At 71.3% G+C, this 19,731-nt stretch carries 13 protein-coding genes and 1 pseudogene; 10 read left to right on the top strand and 4 right to left on the bottom strand.

Features of this window, described 5'->3' with window-relative positions:
- Nucleotides 1–80 precede the first annotated feature (80 nt).
- The gene (gene mshC / locus ABT095_RS03720; protein WP_350527628.1) at nt 81–1,310 is read left to right on the top strand and encodes a cysteine--1-D-myo-inosityl 2-amino-2-deoxy-alpha-D-glucopyranoside ligase; all 1,230 of its coding nucleotides are present in this window, start codon (nt 81–83) and stop codon (nt 1,308–1,310) included.
- 215 nt (nt 1,311–1,525) lie between these two features.
- Complete coding sequence (locus ABT095_RS03715; protein WP_350527627.1) at nt 1,526–1,915, top strand: cupin domain-containing protein; 390 nt, start codon at nt 1,526–1,528, stop codon at nt 1,913–1,915.
- 2 nt (nt 1,916–1,917) lie between these two features.
- Here ABT095_RS03715 and ABT095_RS03710 read toward each other — a convergent pair whose 3' ends face one another.
- Nucleotides 1,918–2,463 (bottom strand): CGNR zinc finger domain-containing protein, encoded by a 546-nt coding sequence (locus ABT095_RS03710; protein WP_350527626.1) that lies wholly within the window; start codon nt 2,461–2,463, stop codon nt 1,918–1,920.
- Between the two features lie 112 nt (nt 2,464–2,575).
- Here ABT095_RS03710 and ABT095_RS03705 point away from each other — a divergent pair, with 112 nt between their 5' ends.
- Entirely contained in the window at nt 2,576–3,517 is a 942-nt protein-coding gene (locus ABT095_RS03705) for a DMT family transporter (RefSeq protein ID WP_350527625.1), read from the top strand.
- Nucleotides 3,518–3,558: 41 nt separating this feature from the next.
- A complete protein-coding gene (gene gap / locus ABT095_RS03700; protein ID WP_350527624.1) occupies nt 3,559–4,563 on the top strand; it encodes a type I glyceraldehyde-3-phosphate dehydrogenase in 1,005 nt (334 codons plus the stop codon).
- A 48-nt stretch (nt 4,564–4,611) separates the two neighbouring features.
- Here gap and ABT095_RS03695 read toward each other — a convergent pair whose 3' ends face one another.
- Entirely contained in the window at nt 4,612–5,583 is a 972-nt protein-coding gene (locus ABT095_RS03695) for a PAC2 family protein (protein WP_350527623.1), read from the bottom strand.
- A 238-nt stretch (nt 5,584–5,821) separates the two neighbouring features.
- On the opposite strand from ABT095_RS03695, the pseudogene ABT095_RS03690 reads away from it, so the two are divergent.
- Nucleotides 5,822–6,725: pseudogene (locus ABT095_RS03690) on the top strand (transposase family protein).
- Here the strand turns inward: ABT095_RS03690 and ABT095_RS03685 are convergent.
- Nucleotides 6,706–7,512: an SGNH/GDSL hydrolase family protein gene (locus ABT095_RS03685; RefSeq protein WP_350527622.1), complete on the bottom strand. Its 807-nt coding sequence runs from the start codon at nt 7,510–7,512 to the stop codon at nt 6,706–6,708. The pseudogene ABT095_RS03690 and the gene ABT095_RS03685 sit on opposite strands and share 20 nt — an antisense overlap.
- A 167-nt stretch (nt 7,513–7,679) precedes the next feature.
- Between ABT095_RS03685 and ABT095_RS03680 the strand changes: the two genes are divergently transcribed.
- The 4 genes from ABT095_RS03680 (at nt 7,680) to ABT095_RS03665 (ending at nt 16,224) form a co-directional block, all read left to right on the top strand.
- The gene (locus tag ABT095_RS03680; protein ID WP_350527621.1) at nt 7,680–9,833 is read left to right on the top strand and encodes a carbohydrate-binding module family 20 domain-containing protein; all 2,154 of its coding nucleotides are present in this window, start codon (nt 7,680–7,682) and stop codon (nt 9,831–9,833) included.
- A 95-nt stretch (nt 9,834–9,928) separates the two neighbouring features.
- Nucleotides 9,929–10,492 carry a hypothetical protein gene (locus ABT095_RS03675; protein WP_350527620.1) on the top strand — a complete coding sequence of 188 codons (564 nt, stop codon included), beginning with the start codon at nt 9,929–9,931 and terminating at the stop codon, nt 10,490–10,492.
- A 91-nt stretch (nt 10,493–10,583) separates the two neighbouring features.
- On the top strand, nt 10,584–13,358 hold the full coding sequence (locus ABT095_RS03670) for a PKD domain-containing protein (RefSeq protein ID WP_350527619.1): 2,775 nt from the start codon (nt 10,584–10,586) through the stop codon (nt 13,356–13,358).
- A gap of 121 nt (nt 13,359–13,479) precedes the next feature.
- The gene (locus tag ABT095_RS03665) at nt 13,480–16,224 is read left to right on the top strand and encodes a right-handed parallel beta-helix repeat-containing protein (RefSeq protein ID WP_350527618.1); all 2,745 of its coding nucleotides are present in this window, start codon (nt 13,480–13,482) and stop codon (nt 16,222–16,224) included.
- Between the two features lie 6 nt (nt 16,225–16,230).
- Here the strand turns inward: ABT095_RS03665 and ABT095_RS03660 are convergent, their stop codons facing one another.
- A complete protein-coding gene (locus ABT095_RS03660) occupies nt 16,231–17,292 on the bottom strand; it encodes a glycoside hydrolase family 18 protein (RefSeq protein ID WP_350527617.1) in 1,062 nt (353 codons plus the stop codon).
- A gap of 142 nt (nt 17,293–17,434) precedes the next feature.
- Here ABT095_RS03660 and metH point away from each other — a divergent pair.
- Nucleotides 17,435–19,731 (top strand): methionine synthase (gene metH / locus ABT095_RS03655; protein ID WP_350527616.1); only part of this gene is annotated, 2,297 nt, incomplete at its 3' end.

Raw genomic sequence — 19,731 nt, 5'->3', positions numbered from 1 at the left:
GACGTAGTCGAAAACCGATTTCAAGCCGATCCCGCTTAGTAGTTGGCCTTTCAATTCAACGCAAGGTTAGAGTCACTTTCATGCATTCCTGGCCCGCCTCCGAGGTTCCCGCCCTGCCTGGTCAGGGGTTTCCCCTCCGCATCCACGACACCGCCACCGGCGAGGTCCGGGAGGTCGTGCCGCAGGACGGCACCGCCCGGCTCTACGTCTGCGGCATCACCCCCTACGACGCGACCCACCTGGGCCACGCCGCCACCTACAATGCGTTCGACCTCGTCCAGCGGGTCTGGAAGGACGCGGGGCACGACGTGCTCTACGTCCAGAACGTGACCGACGTGGACGACCCGCTGCTCGAGCGCGCGGTCGCCACCGGGCAGGACTGGACGGAGCTGGCCGAGCGTGAGACGGCGCTGTTCCGCGAGGACATGACCGCCCTGCGGATGCTGCCCCCGGCGCACTACATCGGCGCCGTGGAGTCCATCCCGTGGATCGTGCCGCTGGTGAAGAAGCTCCTGGCGAGCGGCGCCGCGTACGAGCTGGACGGCGACATCTACTTCTCGGTCGACGCCGACCCGCACTTCGGCGAGGTCTCGGGCCTGGACCGCGAGGCGATGGCCGCCATCTTCGCCGAGCGCGGCGGCGACCCGGAGCGCCCGGGCAAGAAGCACCCGCTGGACGCCCTGCTCTGGCTCTCGGCCCGGCCGGGCGAGCCCGCCTGGGACACCGAGCTCGGCCACGGCCGCCCCGGTTGGCACATCGAGTGCGTGGCCATCGCGCTCGAGTACCTCGGGATGAGCTTCGACATCCAGGGCGGCGGCAGCGACCTGTCCTTCCCGCACCACGAGATGGGCGCCTCGCACGCGCACAGCGCCACCGGCGCCCACCCGTACGCGCGCGCCTACGTGCACGCCGGGATGGTCGCGCTGGACGGGCACAAGATGTCCAAGTCCCGCGGCAACCTGGTCTTCGTCTCCAAGCTGCGCCGCGAGGGCGTGGACCCGGCGGCGATCCGCCTGGCCCTGCTCGCGCACCACTACCGCAGCGACTGGGAGTGGCAGCAGGCCGACCTGGACGCCGCCCTGGAGCGCCTGGCCCGCTGGCGCGCGGCCGTCTCCCGGCCGGACGGCCCGGCCGCCGAGGAGCTGCTCGGCCTGGTCCGCACCGCGCTCGCGGCCGACCTGGACACCCCGGCGGCGCTGGCCGCCGTGGACGCCTGGGCCGCCCGGCAGGAGAGCACCGGCGGCGAGGACATCTCCGCCCCCGGCCTGGTCTCCCGGACGGTGGACGCCCTGCTGGGCGTCGCGCTGTAACGACCACCCGGCGAAGGGGGGCACGGGCGACCGTGCCCCCCTTCGCCGTTCCCTCGCAACGCAAGTGACGCACGGGGCAGCTGAGTTGACGACCTGACAGGATCGCCGTCGACTCGCTGTCCACGACGGCCGGCCCCCCTCCCCGGCCGGACACTTGGCACAGAGGCGTCAACTTGCCTAGACCAATTCACGTGCCGAGACAGCGGAGGGACCGCATGACCGCGCAACTGCTCGCCGAACTGCCGCCCGTACTGTTCTCCGGGATCACCGGCGGGCCGATCGACCACCGGGAGCTGGACTTCCGGCCCGTGCGCAGCAACGGCCGGGTCGGGATCGAGATGCACCAGCTCTACTCCACCGAGGAGACCGGCGCCGACGGCCCGGCCGCCGCGATCGTCCGGTACGCGCCCGGGGCGACCACGGCGCCGCACCGCCACCCCGGCTACGAGACGATCTACGTCCTCAGTGGCGTCCTGGAGACGGACGACGGCGTCTACCCGGCCAACAGCCTGCTGGTGATGCCGCCGGACAGCGTGCACGCCCCGCGCAGCCCCGAGGGCTGCCTGGTCCTGGTGGTCTGGGAGCAGCCCGTCCACCTGGCCTGAGGTCAGGCCTCCGCCGGATGCCGCTCTCGGAAGGCCGCGGCCTTGGCCCGGTTGCCGCAGCCCTTCATGTCGCACCAGCGGCGGGAGCCCCGCCGTGACCGGTCCAGGTAGAGCCGGGTGCAGCGGGGCCCCGCGCACTCCTTGACCCCTTCGGCGGACGGCGTGGCCAGCAGCTCCACGGCCGAGCGGGCCAGGTCGGCCAGGACGGCCGGCAGGCTCCCGGTGCGGCGCAGGGTGCCGTCCGCGAGCAGCTCGAGCCGCCGGGCCGGGCCCTCGGCGGCCGCGTTGAGCAGCTCCCGGTCGGCCGCCGGGTAGGGCTCGCCCGCGGCGGCGGCCCGGCCCAGTCGGTAGACGGCCTCGCGCAGGGTGACGGCCTCGGCCAGGTCGGCGGCGCTCGCGGGGGTGGGCGAGTCGACCAGGCCGGCGGCCGAGACCCAGGTGGCCAGCGCCGCCGGGGTGGTGAGCAGATCGATGGCATCGGTGCGCCGGTGCTGGACGGTTCCGGCGAGATCCAGAGCGGGGTGGCCGCTGACGAAGACGAACTCCATCGGTTCAGCATAGTCGACATAACCGCATTGACCGGTTGCGTTGGCCCAGCAGGTCCCCTAGCCTCTACGTAACCCCGTTGGACGGTTACCCCGGAACGTGAGGATCCCCTCCGTGTCAGTTCAGGACGTGAAAGCGGCCGTCAGGCCCGAGACGGCGGTGGCAGCCGTGCCGACGGGCGAGCCCTCTGCCGCGACCCCCGTAGTCCCCGGCTGGGTCACGGCCGCCGTGCCCGCCGTCTTCGTGGTGCTGTGGAGCAGCGCCTTCGTCGCGGCGGTCTTCGGCACCGGGGCGGCCCCGCCGCTGCTGCTCACCTTCGCCCGGTTCGCCGCGGCCGGGGTGCTGCTCACGGTGATCGCCCTGGTCTCCCGCTCACCCTGGCCGCGCGGCCGGATGCTGCTCCACGTCGCCGTGGTCGGCCTGCTCATGCAGGCCGTCCAGTTCGGCGCCTTCTACACCGCGATCGGCGCCGGGCTCCCCGGCGGCGTGGTGGCCCTGGTGCAGGGCTTCAACCCGGTGTTGATCGCGCTGATGGCGGGTGGGGTGCTGGGTGAGCGGATCTCCCGCCGCCAGTGGCTCGGGTTCGGCGTCGGTGCGGTCGGCGTCGCCCTCGCGGTGGTGGGGGAGCTCAGTGTCTCCGTCCCGGCCGTGCTGCTCTGCTTCGTTGGCCTCCTTGGCCTGAGCATCGGCACGGTCTACCAGAAGCGATTCACCCCGGGTACGGACGTCCGCAGCAGCACCGCCGTGCACTTCCTGGTGAGCGCGCCCGTGGTCGGGCTGCTCTCGCTGCTGCTGGAGGACCGGGGGGTCAGCCACTGGGGCCCGTTCGGTGCGGCGCTCGCCTGGATCGTGCTGATCAACTCCGTCGGCACCTTCCTGCTGCTGAACTGGATGCTGCGCAAGCAGGCCGCAAGCCGGGTGGGCACGCTGTTCTTCCTGACCCCTTCCGTCACCGCGGTGCTCGGATGGATCGTCGTCGGCCAGACCCTGAACACCCTCGCGATCATCGGTCTGCTGCTCGGCGGTGTCGGCGTGATCCTCGCCGCCCGCAAGTAGTCAGTCCGCCTTCCCGTACCAATACGAACGAAGGAACAGACGTGACAATCAAGGTAGGCGTCAACGGATTCGGCCGGATCGGCCGGGGCTTCCTGCGCGCTGTGCTCCAGCGTGACACCGACCTCGAAATCGTGGCCGTCAACGACCTCACCGATGCGGCCACCCTTGCCCACCTGCTCGCGTACGACACCACGATGGGCCGCCTCGACGTCGAGGTGCACGCCGTGGGCGACGTGATCCACGTCGGCGAGCGGCAGATCAAGGTGCTGGCCGAGCGCGACCCGGCCAAGCTGCCCTGGGGCGAGCTGGGCGTGGAGGTGGTGGTCGAGTCGACCGGCATCTTCACCGATGCCACCAAGGCCAAGGCGCACCTGGCGGCCGGCGCCCGCAAGGTGCTGATCTCCGCCCCGGCCAGCAACGAGGACATCACGCTCGCCTACGGCGTGAACCACCTCGACTACGACGGGGACGTCCACCACGTGGTCTCCAACGCCTCCTGCACCACCAACTGCCTTGCCCCGCTGGCCAAGGTGCTGCACGACTCGTTCGGCATCGAGGACGGTCTGATGACCACCGTCCACGCCTACACCCAGGACCAGAACCTGCAGGACGGCCCGCACAAGGACCTGCGCCGGGCCCGCGCGGCCGCCGCCAACGTGGTGCCCACCTCGACCGGCGCCGCCAAGGCGATCGGCCTGGTGCTCCCCGAGCTGCAGGGCAAGCTGGCCGGCCTCGCGCTGCGGGTGCCGGTGCCGGTCGGCTCGATCACCGACCTGTCGGTCAACCTCAGCCGTGAGGTCACCGTGGCCGAGATCAACGCGGCCTACGCGGCGGCGGCCAAGGGCGAGTTGGCGGGCGTGCTCAAGTACGTCGAGGCGCCGCTGGTCTCCAGCGACATCGTCGGCGACTCGGCCTCCTGCGTGTTCGACGCCCAGCTGACCACCGTCTCCGGCGGCGGGCGGCACGTGAAGGTCTTCGGCTGGTACGACAACGAGTCGGGCTTCTCGCACCGCGTGGTGGACATCGTCCAGCACATCGGGCAGTAGCACCGGCGAGCCGAGGGGTGCGGGTGCTCCCGCACCCCTCGGCCGTGCCTACTCCTCCGCGGAGCCGTCCTCGGTGTTCTCGTCCTGGGTGTTCTCGTCCTTGGGCTCGTCCTCCTTGGCGGGCTCCGGACGCTCGGCCGTGGCGTGGCCCGCGTAGGGCTTCTCGCCGGTCGGCCCCAGGTTGTCGCGGCGGCGCAGGTAGCGCTCGAACTCCCGGGCGATCGCGTCGCCGGAGGCTTCGGGCAGCTCGGCGGTGTCCTGCGCCTCCTCCAACTGCTGGACGTACTCGGCCACTTCGCTGTCCTCGGCGGCCAGCTGGTCCACTCCGAGCTGCCAGGCGCGGGCGTCCTCGGCGAGGTCGCCCGGGGGAATGCGCAGGTCGAGCAAGTCCTCCAGCTTGTTGAGCAGGGCCAGCGTGGCCTTCGGGTTCGGCGGCTGGGCGACGTAGTGCGGCACGGCCGCCCAGAGCGTCACCGCCGGGACGCCCGCGTGCGCACAGGCCTCCTGCAGCACGCCGACGATCCCGGTCGGGCCCTCGTACCGGCTCTCCTCCAGGTCGAGGGTGCGGGCCAGCGCGCTGTCCGAGGTGACGCCGCTGACCGGCACCGGGCGGGTGTGCGGGGTGTCGCCGAGCAGCGCGCCCAGGATCACCACCAGCTCGACGCCCAGCTCGTGCGCGAAGCCGAGCAGCTCGTTGCAGAACGAGCGCCAGCGCATGCTGGGCTCGATCCCCCGGACCAGCACCAGGTCACGCGGCTTGGGCTCGGTCACCCGGACCACCGACAGACGGGTGGTCGGCCAGGTGATCCGGCGGACGCCGCCGTCCAGCCACACGGTCGGGCGGTTGACCTGGAAGTCGTAGTAGTCCTCGGCGTCCAGCGCGGCGAAGACCTTGCCACCCCAGGTGTCGTCCAGGTGGCTCACCGCCGTCGAGGCGGCGTCGCCCGCGTCGTTCCACCCTTCGAAGGCACACACCATCACCGGGTCGATCAACTCGGGAACATCCTCCAGCTCGATCACCCAGCGTCTCCCTCCGGTCGGCCGACCAGCTGCCGAACCTCTGAACCTGACTCCTCGGAACCCGTGCCGGAGCACGCTGCTCCATGGTCCCTACCTGCCCAGCCTACGGGCTTTGATGCCTGGGCAGCCAAGGGGTAATCAACACCTGAGGCCGTTGTCAGCGGTGGCGGGTAGGTTTCCCGGTGCTGGCGGCCGGCGAGTCAGGCGGAGGTGATCGAGTGTGGCTGAGCAGCGGAAGGTGTTGCGGCAGATCGCCCGTCCGTTCGTCGTGCACGGTCCGTCGGGTGTGTCGGTACGCGACCGGCTCAAGGGGCTGACGGAGCGGGACGAGACGGTGTTGCGGCTGGTCGGTGGACACCTGGGCTCCTTGGCGTCCGCTGATCTGGCCCGCAGGTGCGCCGATGGTCTGGGGCACTCCAGTCGGAGGTGGGCGGAGCGCAAGCGGGAGCTGACTGCGGTGTCGTCGTCGCGGTGGGCCGGTTCGGTGACCGCGAACACGCATGATCAGTGGGGTCTGTCGCGGCGCGCGCAGGCCGCTCATCCGCAGTCGCTGGAGGCTGGGATCAGGACGGTCCGGCACCGGCTGTCGCTGCGGGTCGGCGAGAAGGGGACCAAGCACCAGCCTGGCGGCTACCGCTCCGAGCGCGAGTGGTTCGTCAAGTCGCGGCACCACCGCCAGGCTCCGTGCCCGCCTGCTGTCGATGTGCGCGGAAGCCGGGATCGGCGTCATCGCCGTCGATCCCGCTTACACCAGCAAGTGGGGCGCCGAACACTGGCAGAAACCGCTCACCACGAAGAACCGCAGGACCAGCCGACACGCCGCCGCTGCGGTGGCGATCGGCAGACGCGCCCTCGGCCACCCGATCCGGCGACGGACGACACCGCCCCCGCACGACCAGAGCGATCGTGCGGGGCATCGGACCGCCCAGGCCCGACCGGGCGACCGGGGGCGTGAGGGAGCCCGCCCCCGTGTACCTGGACCACGGACACGATCCGCCGGCGCCGGACATGGGTCGAACGCGGTCGACCAGAACGCCCAGGACCGTTCGGGGCGTCCGGCTGAGCGTGAGTTCTGGCAACAGGACTCACTCCCACTCAGTCTCCAGGAACGGTTACGCAGCCTCAGCCGAGTGCGGCGGTGACCGCGGGCAGGTAGCCGAGGCGGTAGCCCTCGGCGGTGGGGTGGAAGGACTCCCAGAGGGAGAGGAAGACGATCCGGTTGATCCACTCGTGGCCGCCGGTCGCGCAGACGCCGTGGCCGGCGAAGGCCGGGCGGGGGTCGGCGAAGCGGAATCCGTGCTGGTCGGCCTGGCGGGAGATCAGGTCGTCCAGCTGGTCGGCGAGCGCGTTGATCCGCACCCGGCGGGGTTCGGTGCCCACGGCGCAGGATGGGGTGCCGGTCTCGAGCAGGTGCGGGTAGCCGGCCACCGCCACGGTGGCGTTCGGCGCGGCGCCCCGGACGGCCTGGTACGTGCGGTCGAGCCGGACGGGCAGGTCCTCGCGCAGCCGGCGGGCCGTTTCGTCGAGCGCGGCATCGCACTTGGCGTCGGTGGTGAACGGCTGGAGGCAGTCCACGACCGCGGTCACGAAGCCGGCGTCGTTGCCGCCGACGGTGAGCGTGACGGCCGTGGTGGCCGGACTCACCTCGGCGAGCTGGGAGTCCAGCACGTCCTGGGTGGTGGCCCCGCTGCAGGCGGGCAGCCGGAACTCCCCGGCGCCCTTGGCGGCCGACCAGAGCGCGGGGTAGGAGCGGTTGCTGCGGTGGCAGTCCGTGCCGTCGGCGCGGTAGTCGCCCGCGCCGTCCCCGGCGGCGACGGAGTCGCCGAGGGCGGCGTAGGAGGCGGGGGTGGCGGCGGCGGCCGGGGTCGCGGCGCCCAGGCCGAAGGTGAAGGTGAGCGCGGCTGCGACGGCGAGCAGACGGTGGCGCACTGGCGTTCTCCGATGACGTTGTGCGGTCGGTTGACTACGCATCGTAATGCGAAAAGAATTGCTGCAACATTCTGAAAATGTTTGCGCGATCCCTTGACGGTGCTCCGGCCGGGCGGGAGTGTCTACTCCGCCGTCACAGCCCCCACCCGGCATAGGAGTTGACGAGAATGCGCGTGCCCCACCACGCCCGAAGAGCACTGTTCGCCGCCACCACCCTGATCGCGGGCGCCCTGCTGCCGCTCGGCCTGCACCCGGAGGCCCAGGCCGCCACCCGCCCGAACGGGGGTGACGTGATCGCCAACCTCTTCGAGTGGAACTGGCCCTCGGTGGCGAACGAGTGCGCCACCGTGCTCGGCCCGAAGGGCTACGGCGCCGTCCAGGTCGCCCCGCCGGAGGACTCGATCCGGCTGGCCGGCGCCCACCCCTGGTGGGAGGTGTACCAGCCCGTCGGCTACGACCTGAACAGCCGGATGGGCACCGAGGCGCAGTTCGCCGCCATGGTCACCGCCTGCCACGACGCCGGGGTCAAGGTCTACGCCGATGCCGTGATCAACCACGCCGCCGGGGCCAACCAGACCAGCACCGACTCCTACGGCGGCGCGAGCTTCGATCCCGCCACCTACAGCTACGGCTCGATCCCGTACGACCGGGCCAGCTTCCACGACTACCCCGCGAACTGCCCGAACGCCGGCAACGCCATCAACGACTGGAACAGCGTCCAGCAGGTGCAGGAGTGCCAGCTCGTCTCGCTCTCCGACCTGTACACCGAGAAGGACGACGTCCGCGCGAAGATCGCGGGCTACCTCAACAAGCTGGTCGGCTACGGCGTGGACGGCTTCCGGGTCGACGCCGCCAAGCACATCGCCCAGGCGGACCTGGCGAACATCCTCTCCCGCGTCGCCGACACCGCCTGGGGCGGGCGGCCGTACGTCTACCAGGAGGTCTTCCCGGGCAGCAGCGGCCAGTTGGCGCCGAGCGCCTTCGAAGGGAACGGCAGCGTGCTGGAGTTCACCTACGCGTACAAGCTCAAGGACCAGTTCAACGGCGGCATCGCCAACCTGAGGACCTTCGGCCAGAGTTGGGGCCTGGAGCCGAGCGACAAGGCGGCCGTGATGGTCACCAACCACGACCTGGAGCGCAACGGCTCGACACTGAACTACAAGAGCGGCACCAAGTACACCCTGGCGACGCTCTTCCAGCTCGCCTGGGGCTACGGCACCCCGCAGGTGTACTCCGGCTTCGCCTTCAACGGCTCGGACGACTCGCCGCCGGCCGACGCGGCCGGCCATGTGACCGCCACCGACTGCTCCAACGGCTGGGTCTGCACCGACCGGGACCGCGGCGTGGCCAACATGGTCGGCTGGCACAACGCGGCCCAGGGCCGGCCGGTGGCCAACTGGTGGGACAACGGCTCCAGTGCCATCGCCTTCAGTCGGGGGAGCGCCGCCTGGGTGGCGATCAACAACGGCGCAGGCGCCGTCACCGCCACCTTCACCACCGGCCTGGCGGCCGGGAGCTACTGCGACATCATCCACGGCGACCTCGCGGCGGGCGGCGCCTGCACCGGCCCGGCCGTCACGGTCGACGCGGCGGGCCTGGCGACGGTCACCGTGAACCCGGGCGACGCCGTGGCCCTCTACGCGACCGGCACCTCCACAGCGAGCCCGAGTCCGAGTCCGAGTCCGAGTCCGAGTCCGAGCGCCACGGTGACCTCGAGTCCGAGTGCCACGCCCACCCCGGGCCAGGTGACCGAGACCTTCCACGAGACCCGGACCACCACCACGGGCCAGAGCGTCTACCTGGTCGGCTCCCTCCCGGCGCTGGGCGGCTGGGACACCGGCAAGGCGGTGCCGCTCTCCTCGGCGGGCTACCCGGTCTGGAGCGCCGCCGTGTCGCTCCCGGCCAATACCGCCTTCGAGTACAAGTACATCCTCAAGGACGCTTCAGGTTCCGTGACCTGGGAACCCGGCGCCAATCACACCGCCAGTACCGCCAGTTCGGACGCCACCCTGACCGACTCCTGGAGCCAGACCGTCCCGGTCACCTTCGACGAGACCCGCACCACCGTCTGGGGCCAGAGCGTCTACCTGGTCGGCTCCCTCCCGGCGCTGGGCGGCTGGGACACCGGCAAGGCGGTGCCGCTCTCCTCGGCGGGCTACCCGGTCTGGAGTGCCACCGTGTCGCTCCCGGCCGGTACCGCCTTCGAGTACAAGTACATCCTCAAGGACGCTTCAGGTTCCGTGACCTGGGAGTCCGGCGCCAACCGCAGCTGGACCACCCCGGCCACCGGCTCGCCCACCGTCAACGACACCTGGAAGTGAACCGCACCGCCCTGGCCCGGCTGACAGCAGAGGGGCCGGGGCGGTACAATTACTATGGCGCGTCCGTCAGTTGCTCCGCGACGGACGCTTTTTTCATGCCCGAATCACCCCTGAGCCCCGCCCGCGGCACGCTCTACCACACGGCCGTCACCGACCCGCGCGGCGAGGAGCTCCTCCCGCTCGCCGACCTGCGGGACCGCCACCCCGACCTGTACACCCGCCACCTGGCCAAGTACCGGGGCCGCGAACACCGCCTGCACGAACAGGTGCTCCCGCTGAACTGCTCCTGGACGGAGGTCGTCTTCCTCTCGCCGGTCGATCCCGCCGTCCTCTTCGCCGCGATGCGCGCCGCCGGGCGGCCCGTCCCGGACATCCCCGTCTGGACCCTCGACGCCGCCCGGCTGGACCCCGCGCGCTGCTGCATCCGCCTGATGCGGATGACCCGCGGCGCACTCTCCGCCGACCCCGGCGGGCCCGAGGACCACCTCCCGCTCACCACGGCGACCCTGCGCGCGGTCTCCGAGGTCACCGACCGCGCCCTGGCCCGGCTGCGCACCCTGGCCCCGGACGAACCGGCCCGCCCCTGGGGCGACGTCCCGCACGTGCTCCACCGCGGGCCGATCCCTCTACAACTGTTCGGACACGCTGGTGCGCGATGAACTGACAAGCAAGCACGGCGTGTTGAATGATTGGCCCGCCCTCCGGCGGCGTGCGTGCCGGCCGGAGTGAGACCGATTACGGGGGTAATTCGTGCGTCTCAGAACTCTGGCCTGCCTTGCCGCGGCCGCAACCGTCGGGTTGGGCCTGCAACTGCCGGGGCCGGCGGCGGCCGGCCCCGCCGTGATCTACGTGGACAACGGCGCGGCCGCCCACTGCAGCGACTCGGGGACGGGCACCGCGGCGCAGCCGTTCTGCACCGTCCAGGCCGCCGCCGATGCCGTCCGGGCCGGGCAGACCGTGCTGGTCGCGTCCGGGGTGTACCCGGAGCACGACATCCGGGTCACCCACTCGGGCCTGCCGGGGAGCCCGATCGTCTTCCAGGGCCGGTCGGCCGACCGCGGTGCGATGCCGCGGATCGCCGGCCCGGGCCGAGGCTTCCTGCTCGACGGTGTGCACGACGTGACGGTCTCCCGGTTCGTGGTCAACACGGACGGTCAGGCGGCCGTGCTGCACGACACCGACCACGTCACGCTGGACGGCAACACCTTCTCGCAGCTGAACGCCGCCCGCGCCTGGGCGGAGGTCGAGGTCGGCGGAGCGGCCACGGCCACCACGATCAGCCGGAACATCATCAACACCGACGACGCCGGCGCCGTCACGGTCGGGGCGGGTGCCACCGGAACGACGGTGACCACCAACCAGATCTACAACGAGATCGGCGTCGGCGTGCAGGTGACCGACGCGCCCGGCACGGTGGTCACCAGCAACACCGTCTCCACCGGATGCGCCGTGGCGGTCGGCCTGTTCGGCGACTCGTCGAAGTCGGTGGTCGAGAACAACGTCCTGGCGACCGACCGGGCTCGCTCCGGCCAGCCGAGCTGCGCCACGCTCAGCACCGAGCTGGCCGTCTCGGCCGCCTCGGTGGCCGGTACCAAGGCCGACTGGAACCTCACCTATCCGCCGGCGGGCGAGCCCGCGTACATCTGGGCGGGCAAGGCCTACCCGACGGCCGTCGAGCTGGCGAAGGCGGTGCCCGGCCAGGCCGCCCACGAGCTGACCGAGGACCCGAAGGCCGACCCCGACTTCCCCGGCGGGCTGCAGGAGGGCTCACCGCTGATCGACTCCGCCGACGCCGCCGCGCCGGGCGAGCTCGCCACCGACGTGTCGGGCTTCCACCGGGTGGACGACCCGACCGTGGCGAACACCGGGACGGGCGCGGGGACGTACGACCGGGGGGCGGGTGAGTTCACCCCGGTGAGCTCGCAGCTGCTGCTGGAGGCACTGCCCTCCGCAGTGCCGCTCGGCGAGGCGCTGACCTTCTCGGTCAACGCCTTCAAGGGCTGGTCCCCCCATGTGAGTTACCGCTACGACTTCGGTGACGGATCTGCCGTGACGACGGCCGAGTCCATGGCGCACACCTACCGGGCCACCGGCACCTACCACGCCTCGGTGACCGCGACCCTGGAGAACGGGGACTCCACCTCCGCCACCACGGACGTGACCGTCAGCCCGCCCGGCCCGCTGACCGCCGGCCTGCGGGTCGATCCCGCCGACCACGGCCTGATCTACACCGTCCAGGCGGACGGCACCTCGCCCTGGCAGATCACCGGCCGGTCGGTCGACTTCGGCGACGGCTCGGCGCCCTGCACCGCCCTGCGCGGCTCCTGCGAGCACTCCTACCACCAGGACGGCGACGTCACCGTCACCGCGACGGTCACGGACGCGGGCGGCCGCACCGCCACCGCGCGGCAGGCCCTGCACGTCGCCTACCAGCCCTCGGCCTTCTACCCGCTGGCCCCCACCCGGGTGGCGGACACCCGGCTGACCCACAACACCCTCGGCGCGGGCCGCACGTTGACCCTCCCGCTCCTCAACCTGTCCCCCCGACTGCCGTTCGCGCAGACCCCGGACGCCGTGGTGCTCAACGTGACCGCCGTCGCGCACGACGCCGGTGGCTACCTGACGGTCTACCCGGGCAACGCCACCCAGCCGCACACCTCGAACCTCAACTTCGCGGCGGGCCGGGCCGTGCCGAACGTGGTGACCGTGCCGATCGGGCCGGACGGCACCATCGAGATCTTCAACAAGTTCGGTGACACGGACGTCGTGGTCGACATCTCCGGCTACTACAGCACCCATACGGCCGGTGGCAGCCGCTACACCCCGCTGGCCCCGTCCCGGCTGCTCGACACCCGCAAGTCCGGGGCGATCGGCCCCGGCGGCGAGACCGTCATCCCGGTCCACGCCCCGGCGGGGGCCACGGCGGCGGTGCTCAACGTGACCGCCACCGGCTCCGACACGGGCGGCTACTTCACCGCCTATCCGTCCGGCACCGCCCGGCCGGGGACCAGCAACCTGAACTTCGGCGCCGGGCAGACGGTGGCCAACCAGGTGATCGTCCCGATCGGCGCGGACGGCACGGTGAAGCTCTACAACTTCGCCGGCCACGCCCACGCCGTGGTCGACCTGTTCGGCTGGTACAGCCCGGGCAGCCCCGAGCTCTACCAGCCGGTCAGCGCCCGGCGCCTGCTCGACACCCGCACCACCACCGCCCTCGGCCCGCACGGCTCGGTCGAGGTCACCTCCGCCGCCCCGGCCGGGACCAAGGGAGCGGTACTCAACCTGACGGCTGTCCAGCCCACCGCCCCGGGCTACCTGACGGTCTGGTCGCCGGACGACACCCACCTGCCGTTCGTCAGCAACCTGAACTTCGTGCCCGGCCAGGTGGTGGCGAACCAGGTGACCACCCAGGCGGGGCCCGACGGCTCCTTCGACGTCTACAACTTCAGCGGCACCACCCAGGTCGTCGCCGACCTGTCCGGCTGGTTCCGGGAAAGCACGCCCCCGAACAACGGCGCCAAGTAGCCCCGCCGTACGCTGTTCCCGCGAGTGCTGCCCGGCGCCTGAGCGCCGGGCAGTCCATGGCCAACTCCGGGGGGAATGCATGCGTTTGAGACATATGGCCACGTTGGCGACAGCCGGGAGCATGGCGCTCGGACTCCAGCTGCCGGGGGTGGCGGCAGCAGCGGACGGCAGCACGCTGTACGTGAACAACGCGACGGCCGCGCACTGCTCCGACTCCGGGCCGGGGAGCCAGGCGCAGCCGTTCTGCACCATTCAGGCCGCCGCCGATGTCGTGCAGGCCGGGCAGACGGTCGAGGTGGCGCACGGCCAGTACGTGCAGCCCCGGATCACATTGAGCCACTCCGGTACGCCGCAGCAGCCGATCACCTTCCGGGGCGGGCGGCTCAGTGACGGGATCCAGACGCTGGCCCACATCGTCGCCTCCAACACCGACGAGCAGGGCTTCGTCCTGGACGGTGTGCACGACGTGACGCTCTCGGGGTTCTTCGTCCACTCCCAGGGGCCGGGAGCCGCCCTCAGCGGCACCAGCCGCGTCACGCTGGACGGCAACTGGTTCTTCGCCGCCTCCAACGGCTCGCCGCAGAACATCCTGGTCGACGGCAAGTCCTCGGGCACCACCGTCAGTCACAACCTGATCGAGGGGTACACCCACGGGACCAACGTGGTGATTGCGCCCGGCTCGACGGGGACGGTGCTCTCGGCCAACGCCGTCACCAACTCGCTGGGCACGGGGATCGAGGTGACGGGCACCCAGGGCGTCGTCCTGACCGGGAACACCGTCAGCACCGCCTGCGCACCGTCCGTCAGCCTGCTCGGCGACTCGTCGAGGGCCGTGGTGGAGAACAACGTGCTGGCTCCCAGCCCGCTCCTGGTGTCCTGGGCGCACGACTGCCAGCAGCCTGCGCCCCGGCTGGCCGTGTCGGCCGCCTCGGCGAGCGGCACCAGGGCCGACCACAACCTGACCAACCCCTACCCGCACCAGCCCGCGTACACCTGGGCCGGAGCGGACTACCCGAATGCCGCCGCCTTCGCCAGGGCAGTCCCGGGGCAGGCCGGTCACGACCTGACCGCCGACCCGAAGTTCGACCCGACCGGTCCGATCTCGGGCCTCTCGCTGACCGAGGGCTCGCCCGCGATCGATGCGGCGGACGCCGCCGCCCCCGGTGAGTCGGCCACGGACCTGTACGGCCGCCAGCGGGTCGCCGATCCCACGGTGCCCGACACCGGAAGCGGCAACCACGACCTGGGCGCCTTCGAGTTCAGCCCGCTCAGCCAGAAGCTCGCCGTTGCCCCGAGCAGCTCCCAAACGCCGCTGGGCTCGGCGGTCTCCCTGACGGTCACTCCGCTCGCGGGCTGGTCGGGCCAGGTCAGTTACCGCTACGACTTCGGCGACGGCATCAAGGTCACCACCGCCGACCTGACGGTCTCGCACACCTACGACACCATGGGCCCCCACCAGGCGAGCGTCACCGCCGTGCTGGCCGACGGTGACGCCGGCGTGCCGACCCGGCTCACCCTCACGGCCACCCAGCCGGGCCCGCTGGATGCCTACTTCAGCCTCACCCCCAGCGATCACGGTCTGAGCTACTACGCCGTGGTGACGGCGCACTCCGCCTGGGACATCACCGGTTACAGCTTCGATTTCGGAGACGGCTCAGCCGTCTGCGAGAGCACCGTCGGTGCCTGCAACCACGTGTACCGGAAGGAGGGCGACCTTATGGTCACCATCACGGTCAAGGACGCGGGTGGCCGGACCAAGAAGCTCCAGCAGGTGCTGCACGCCAACTACCAGGACGCCGGGTACGTCCCGCTGGCGCCGGCCCGGCTGGTGGACACCCGTCAGCAGAAGACCACCATCGGGCCGCAGCAGACGCTCTCGCTGCCGGTCCTCGGCCGGGGTGACGTGATCTTCGGGAAGACTCCGGAGGCCGTGGTGCTCAACGTGACGGCGGTGGCGAAGAGCTCTGGCGGGTATCTGACGGTCTTCCCGGGCGGCACCGACCGGCCGGACACCTCGAACGTCAACTTCGCGGCGGGCCAGGCGGTGCCGAACCTCGTCACTGTGCCGGTCGGGGCGGACGGCACCGTCCAGATCTTCAACAAGTTCGGCGACACGGACGTGGTTGTCGACATCGCCGGGTACTACAGCGTGCACTGGGGCGAGGACTCCGGCCGGTTCACCGCCCAGGCACCGGTTCGCCTGCTCGACACCCGGGCGGACCAGCCGCTAGGCCCCGGTGGCGAGACCTCGCTCCAGATCGCGGGCAAGCACGGCGTGCCGTGGGGTGCCAAGGCCGTGGTGCTGAACGTGACCTCGACCGGCTCGGACGCGGGGGGTTACTTCACGGCGTACCCCTCCGGCACCGCCCGGCCGGGGACCAGCAACCTGAACTTCAAGCCCGGGCAGACGGTGGCCAACCAGGTGATCGTGCCGATCGGCTCGGACGGGAGCGTGAGGCTGTACAACTTCGCCGGTCACGCCCAGGCGGTGGTGGACCTGTTCGGCTACTACAGCCCGGACGGCGACGCGCTGTTCGAGCCAGTCACCCCACGCCGCCTGCTCGACACCCGCACCAGTTCCGCTCTCGGCCCCGGCGGCACGGTCGCGGTTGCCTCCGGTGCGCCTCTGCTCGCGACCGGCGCCGTGGTCAACGTGACGGCCGTCCAGCCGACCACCCCGGGCTATCTGACGGTCTGGGCGTACAGCGAGAAGCGGCCGGGCACCAGCAACCTCAACTTCCTCCCGGGCCAGGTGGTCCCGAACCACGTGACCACTCCACTCAGTAGCGACGGGGCCTTCGACGTCTACAACTTCAGCGGCACCACCCAGGTCGTCGCCGACCTGTCCGGCTGGTTCGTGAAGTAGCGGCGGCTACCGGCTGGTCCAGCCGTCGCGGAAGGAGCTCCAGTCCTGGGCCGAGGCGGAGAAGTCCGCGTACAGGGCCAGCCCGAAGGTCCGGCGGCCGCCGCCGTGCCGGCTCAGCCCCAGGCGGGCGCCGCGCACGGCGGCGGCGACCGTCTCGGCCGAGCCGCGGTGCGAGAAGGTGTCGTCCCAGTAGCCGGGCAGGCCCATCAGGAGGTCGACCCCGGGCGGGGTCGCCTCCAGGGCCAGCTTCGTCTGCTGGGCGACATAACCCCCGTAGAGGGACTCCAGCTGCATGCTGGTGTCGTACGACATCACGGCGATCTGCTCGACCCGCCGGGCGACCTGCCCGAAGTACGCCTGGGACCACCACTTGCCGTGGTCGGTCAGCCCGGTGGTGACCACGTGCAGGCCGGGCAGCGGGTCGATCTGCGGGGCGGCCACCGAGAGCGGGGCGCCGGCGGCGGCGGTGACGGCGTGGGTCCGGTCGAGCAGGGTCAGGAAGCCGGCCGAGTCGGAGCGGATCGGCTCCATGTCGAAGTGCACGCCCTCGAAGCCGGCGGCCAGCACCTGGCGTGTGGCGGTGACCACCCGCTCCCGGCTGGCCGGGTCCTCCAGATGCAGGGCCTCGGGGTGCTCGGGGGCGACGACGTTGCCCAGCCAGGCCTGCACCCGCACACCCGGCAGCTCCCGGTGCACGGCGGCCAGCAGCCAGGCGGCCTTCGGGTAGCGCGCGGGGGAGAGCGAACCGTCGCTCTCCAGCGGCCCGGTGTGCACGTACAGGTCCCGGACGCCCGTCCCGGCCAGCTGCCGGGTCAACGCGGTGAGCTCCGGCTCCCCCTTCCGTCCGTCGACCCACGCATGGCCGAGCCAGACGGCGTCCCGCCCCCTGGTCCAGGCGTCCGCTGACGGGGCGCCCGCGTACTGCAGGCGCAACGCCACCCCGGCCGCGGCCACCGGCAGCACCAGCAGGGCCAGCACACAGAGCGCCGCCAGGATCGACCGCCGCCACCTGCGGCGTTGCCAGACACCGGCCAGGAAACCACGGAATCGAGCCGCGGATATCCGCATGCTGGACGCTCCCCCCTCGAACGGAAACGCCCAGGATACGGGACGGGCTCCAAACCGACGGTCGGTGCGGATACGCTGACCTGGTGCGCCTCCGCAATGGGGGGCCGCATAGCCGACAGCCGTCGCACTCAGGGAGCGCCTCATGGCCACACTTGTCCCCTCGTCCGCCCCTCAAGACCGCGCGAACGCTCTGCGCGAGGCGCTTGCCACCCGGGTGGTGGTGGCCGACGGTGCGATGGGCACCATGCTGCAGGCGCAGGACCCAACGCTTGAGGACTTCCAGCAGCTCGAGGGCTGTAACGAGATCCTGAACGTGACCCGGCCGGACATCGTGCGGTCGGTGCATGACGCGTACTTCTCGGTGGGTGTGGACTGCGTCGAGACCAATACGTTCGGGGCGAACTGGGCGGCGCTGGGCGAGTACGACATCCCGGAGCGGGTCTTCGAGCTGTCGGAGGCGGGTGCGCGGATCGCCCGTGAGGCGGCCGACGCGTTCGCGACGCCGGAGCGGCCGCGGTGGGTGCTGGGCTCGATCGGGCCGGGGACGAAGCTGCCGACGCTGGGGCATGTGGACTACGCGACGGTGCGGGAGGGGTTCCGGCAGAACGCGGCGGGTCTGATCGCCGGTGGTGCGGACGGTCTGCTGGTGGAGACCAGCCAGGACCTGCTGCAGACCAAGGCGGCCGTTCTCGGCGCCAAGGCCGCCGTCGAGGAGGCCGGGCTGGACCTGCCGGTGTTCGTGCAGGTGACGGTGGAGACCACCGGGACGATGCTGCTGGGCTCCGAGATCGGCGCCGCGCTCACGGCCCTCGAACCCCTCGGCGTCGACTTCATCGGCCTGAACTGCGCCACCGGCCCCGCCGAGATGAGCGAGCACCTGCGCTACCTGGCGAAGAACGCCAAGGTCGGCCTGTCCTGCATGCCGAACGCCGGTCTGCCGGTGCTGGGCAAGGACGGCGCCCACTACCCGCTCTCCCCCCAGGAGCTCGCCGACGCCCATGAGGTGTTCACCCGCGAGTACGGCCTCAACCTGGTCGGCGGCTGCTGCGGCACCACCCCCGAGCACCTGAAGGCCGTGGTCGAGCGCGTGCGCGGCCGCGAGATCAGCACCCGCGACCCCCGCCCCGAGCCCTCGGTCGCCTCGCTCTACCAGTCCGTCCCGCTGCGCCAGGACACCTCCTACCTGGCGATCGGCGAGCGGACGAACGCCAACGGGTCGAAGAAGTTCCGTGAGTCGATGCTGGCGGGGGACTGGCAGGCCTGTGTGGAGATCGCCCGGGACCAGATCCGTGAGGGCGCCCACCTGCTGGACCTGTGTGTGGACTACGTCGGCCGGGACGGTGTGGCCGACATGAAGGAGATCGCGGGTCGCCTGGCCACGGCCTCCACCCTGCCGATCGTGCTCGACTCCACCGAGCCGCCGGTGCTCCGGGCCGGCCTGGAGGCGCTGGGCGGGCGCGCGGTGCTCAACTCCGTCAACTACGAGGACGGGGACGGGCCGGACACCCGCTTCGGGAAGATCGCCTCCCTGGCCCGCGAGCACGGTGCGGGTCTGATCGCGCTGACCATCGACGAGGAGGGCCAGGCGCGCACCGCCGCGAAGAAGGTGGAGATCGCCGAGCGCCTGATCGCGCAGCTGACCGGCGAGTACGGCGTGGACGAGGGCGCGATCCTGGTCGACTGTCTGGCCTTCACCCTGGCCACCGGTCAGGAGGAGTCCCGCCGGGACGGCATCGAGACCATCGAGGCGATCCGCGAGCTGAAGCGCCGTCACCCCGACGTGCAGACCACGCTGGGTCTGTCGAACATCTCCTTCGGCCTCAACCCGGCCGCGCGTCAGGTGCTCAACTCGGTGTTCCTGAACGAGTGCGTCGAGGCCGGGCTGGACTCGGCGATCGTGCACGCCGCCAAGATCCTCCCGATCAACCGGATCCCCGAGGAGCAGCGCACTGCCGCCCTGGACCTGGTCTACGACCGCCGTAGCGAGGGTTACGACCCGCTGCAGAAGCTGCTGCAGCTGTTCGAGGGTGTCTCGATGGCGTCCTCGCGGGAGTCGAAGGCGCAGGAGCTGGCGGCGCTGCCGCTGGAGGAGCGTCTGCAGCGGCGGATCATCGACGGCGAGCGGAACGGGCTGGAGGCCGATCTGGACGAGGCGCTCACCACCCGGGCCGCGCTGGACATCGTGAACACCACGCTGCTGGCGGGTATGAAGGTGGTCGGCGAGCTGTTCGGCTCGGGCCAGATGCAGCTGCCGTTCGTGCTGCAGTCCGCCGAGGTGATGAAGACCGCGGTGGCGCACCTGGAGCCGCACATGGAGAAGTCGGACGATGAGGGCAAGGGCACGATCGTGCTGGCCACCGTCAAGGGCGACGTCCACGACATCGGCAAGAACCTGGTGGACATCATCCTGTCCAACAACGGCTACACGGTCGTGAACCT

The organism is Kitasatospora sp. NPDC002227, assembly GCF_040296285.1.
GTDB lineage: Bacteria > Actinomycetota > Actinomycetes > Streptomycetales > Streptomycetaceae > Kitasatospora.
This window is presented reverse-complemented; position numbering and strand designations above follow the sequence as displayed.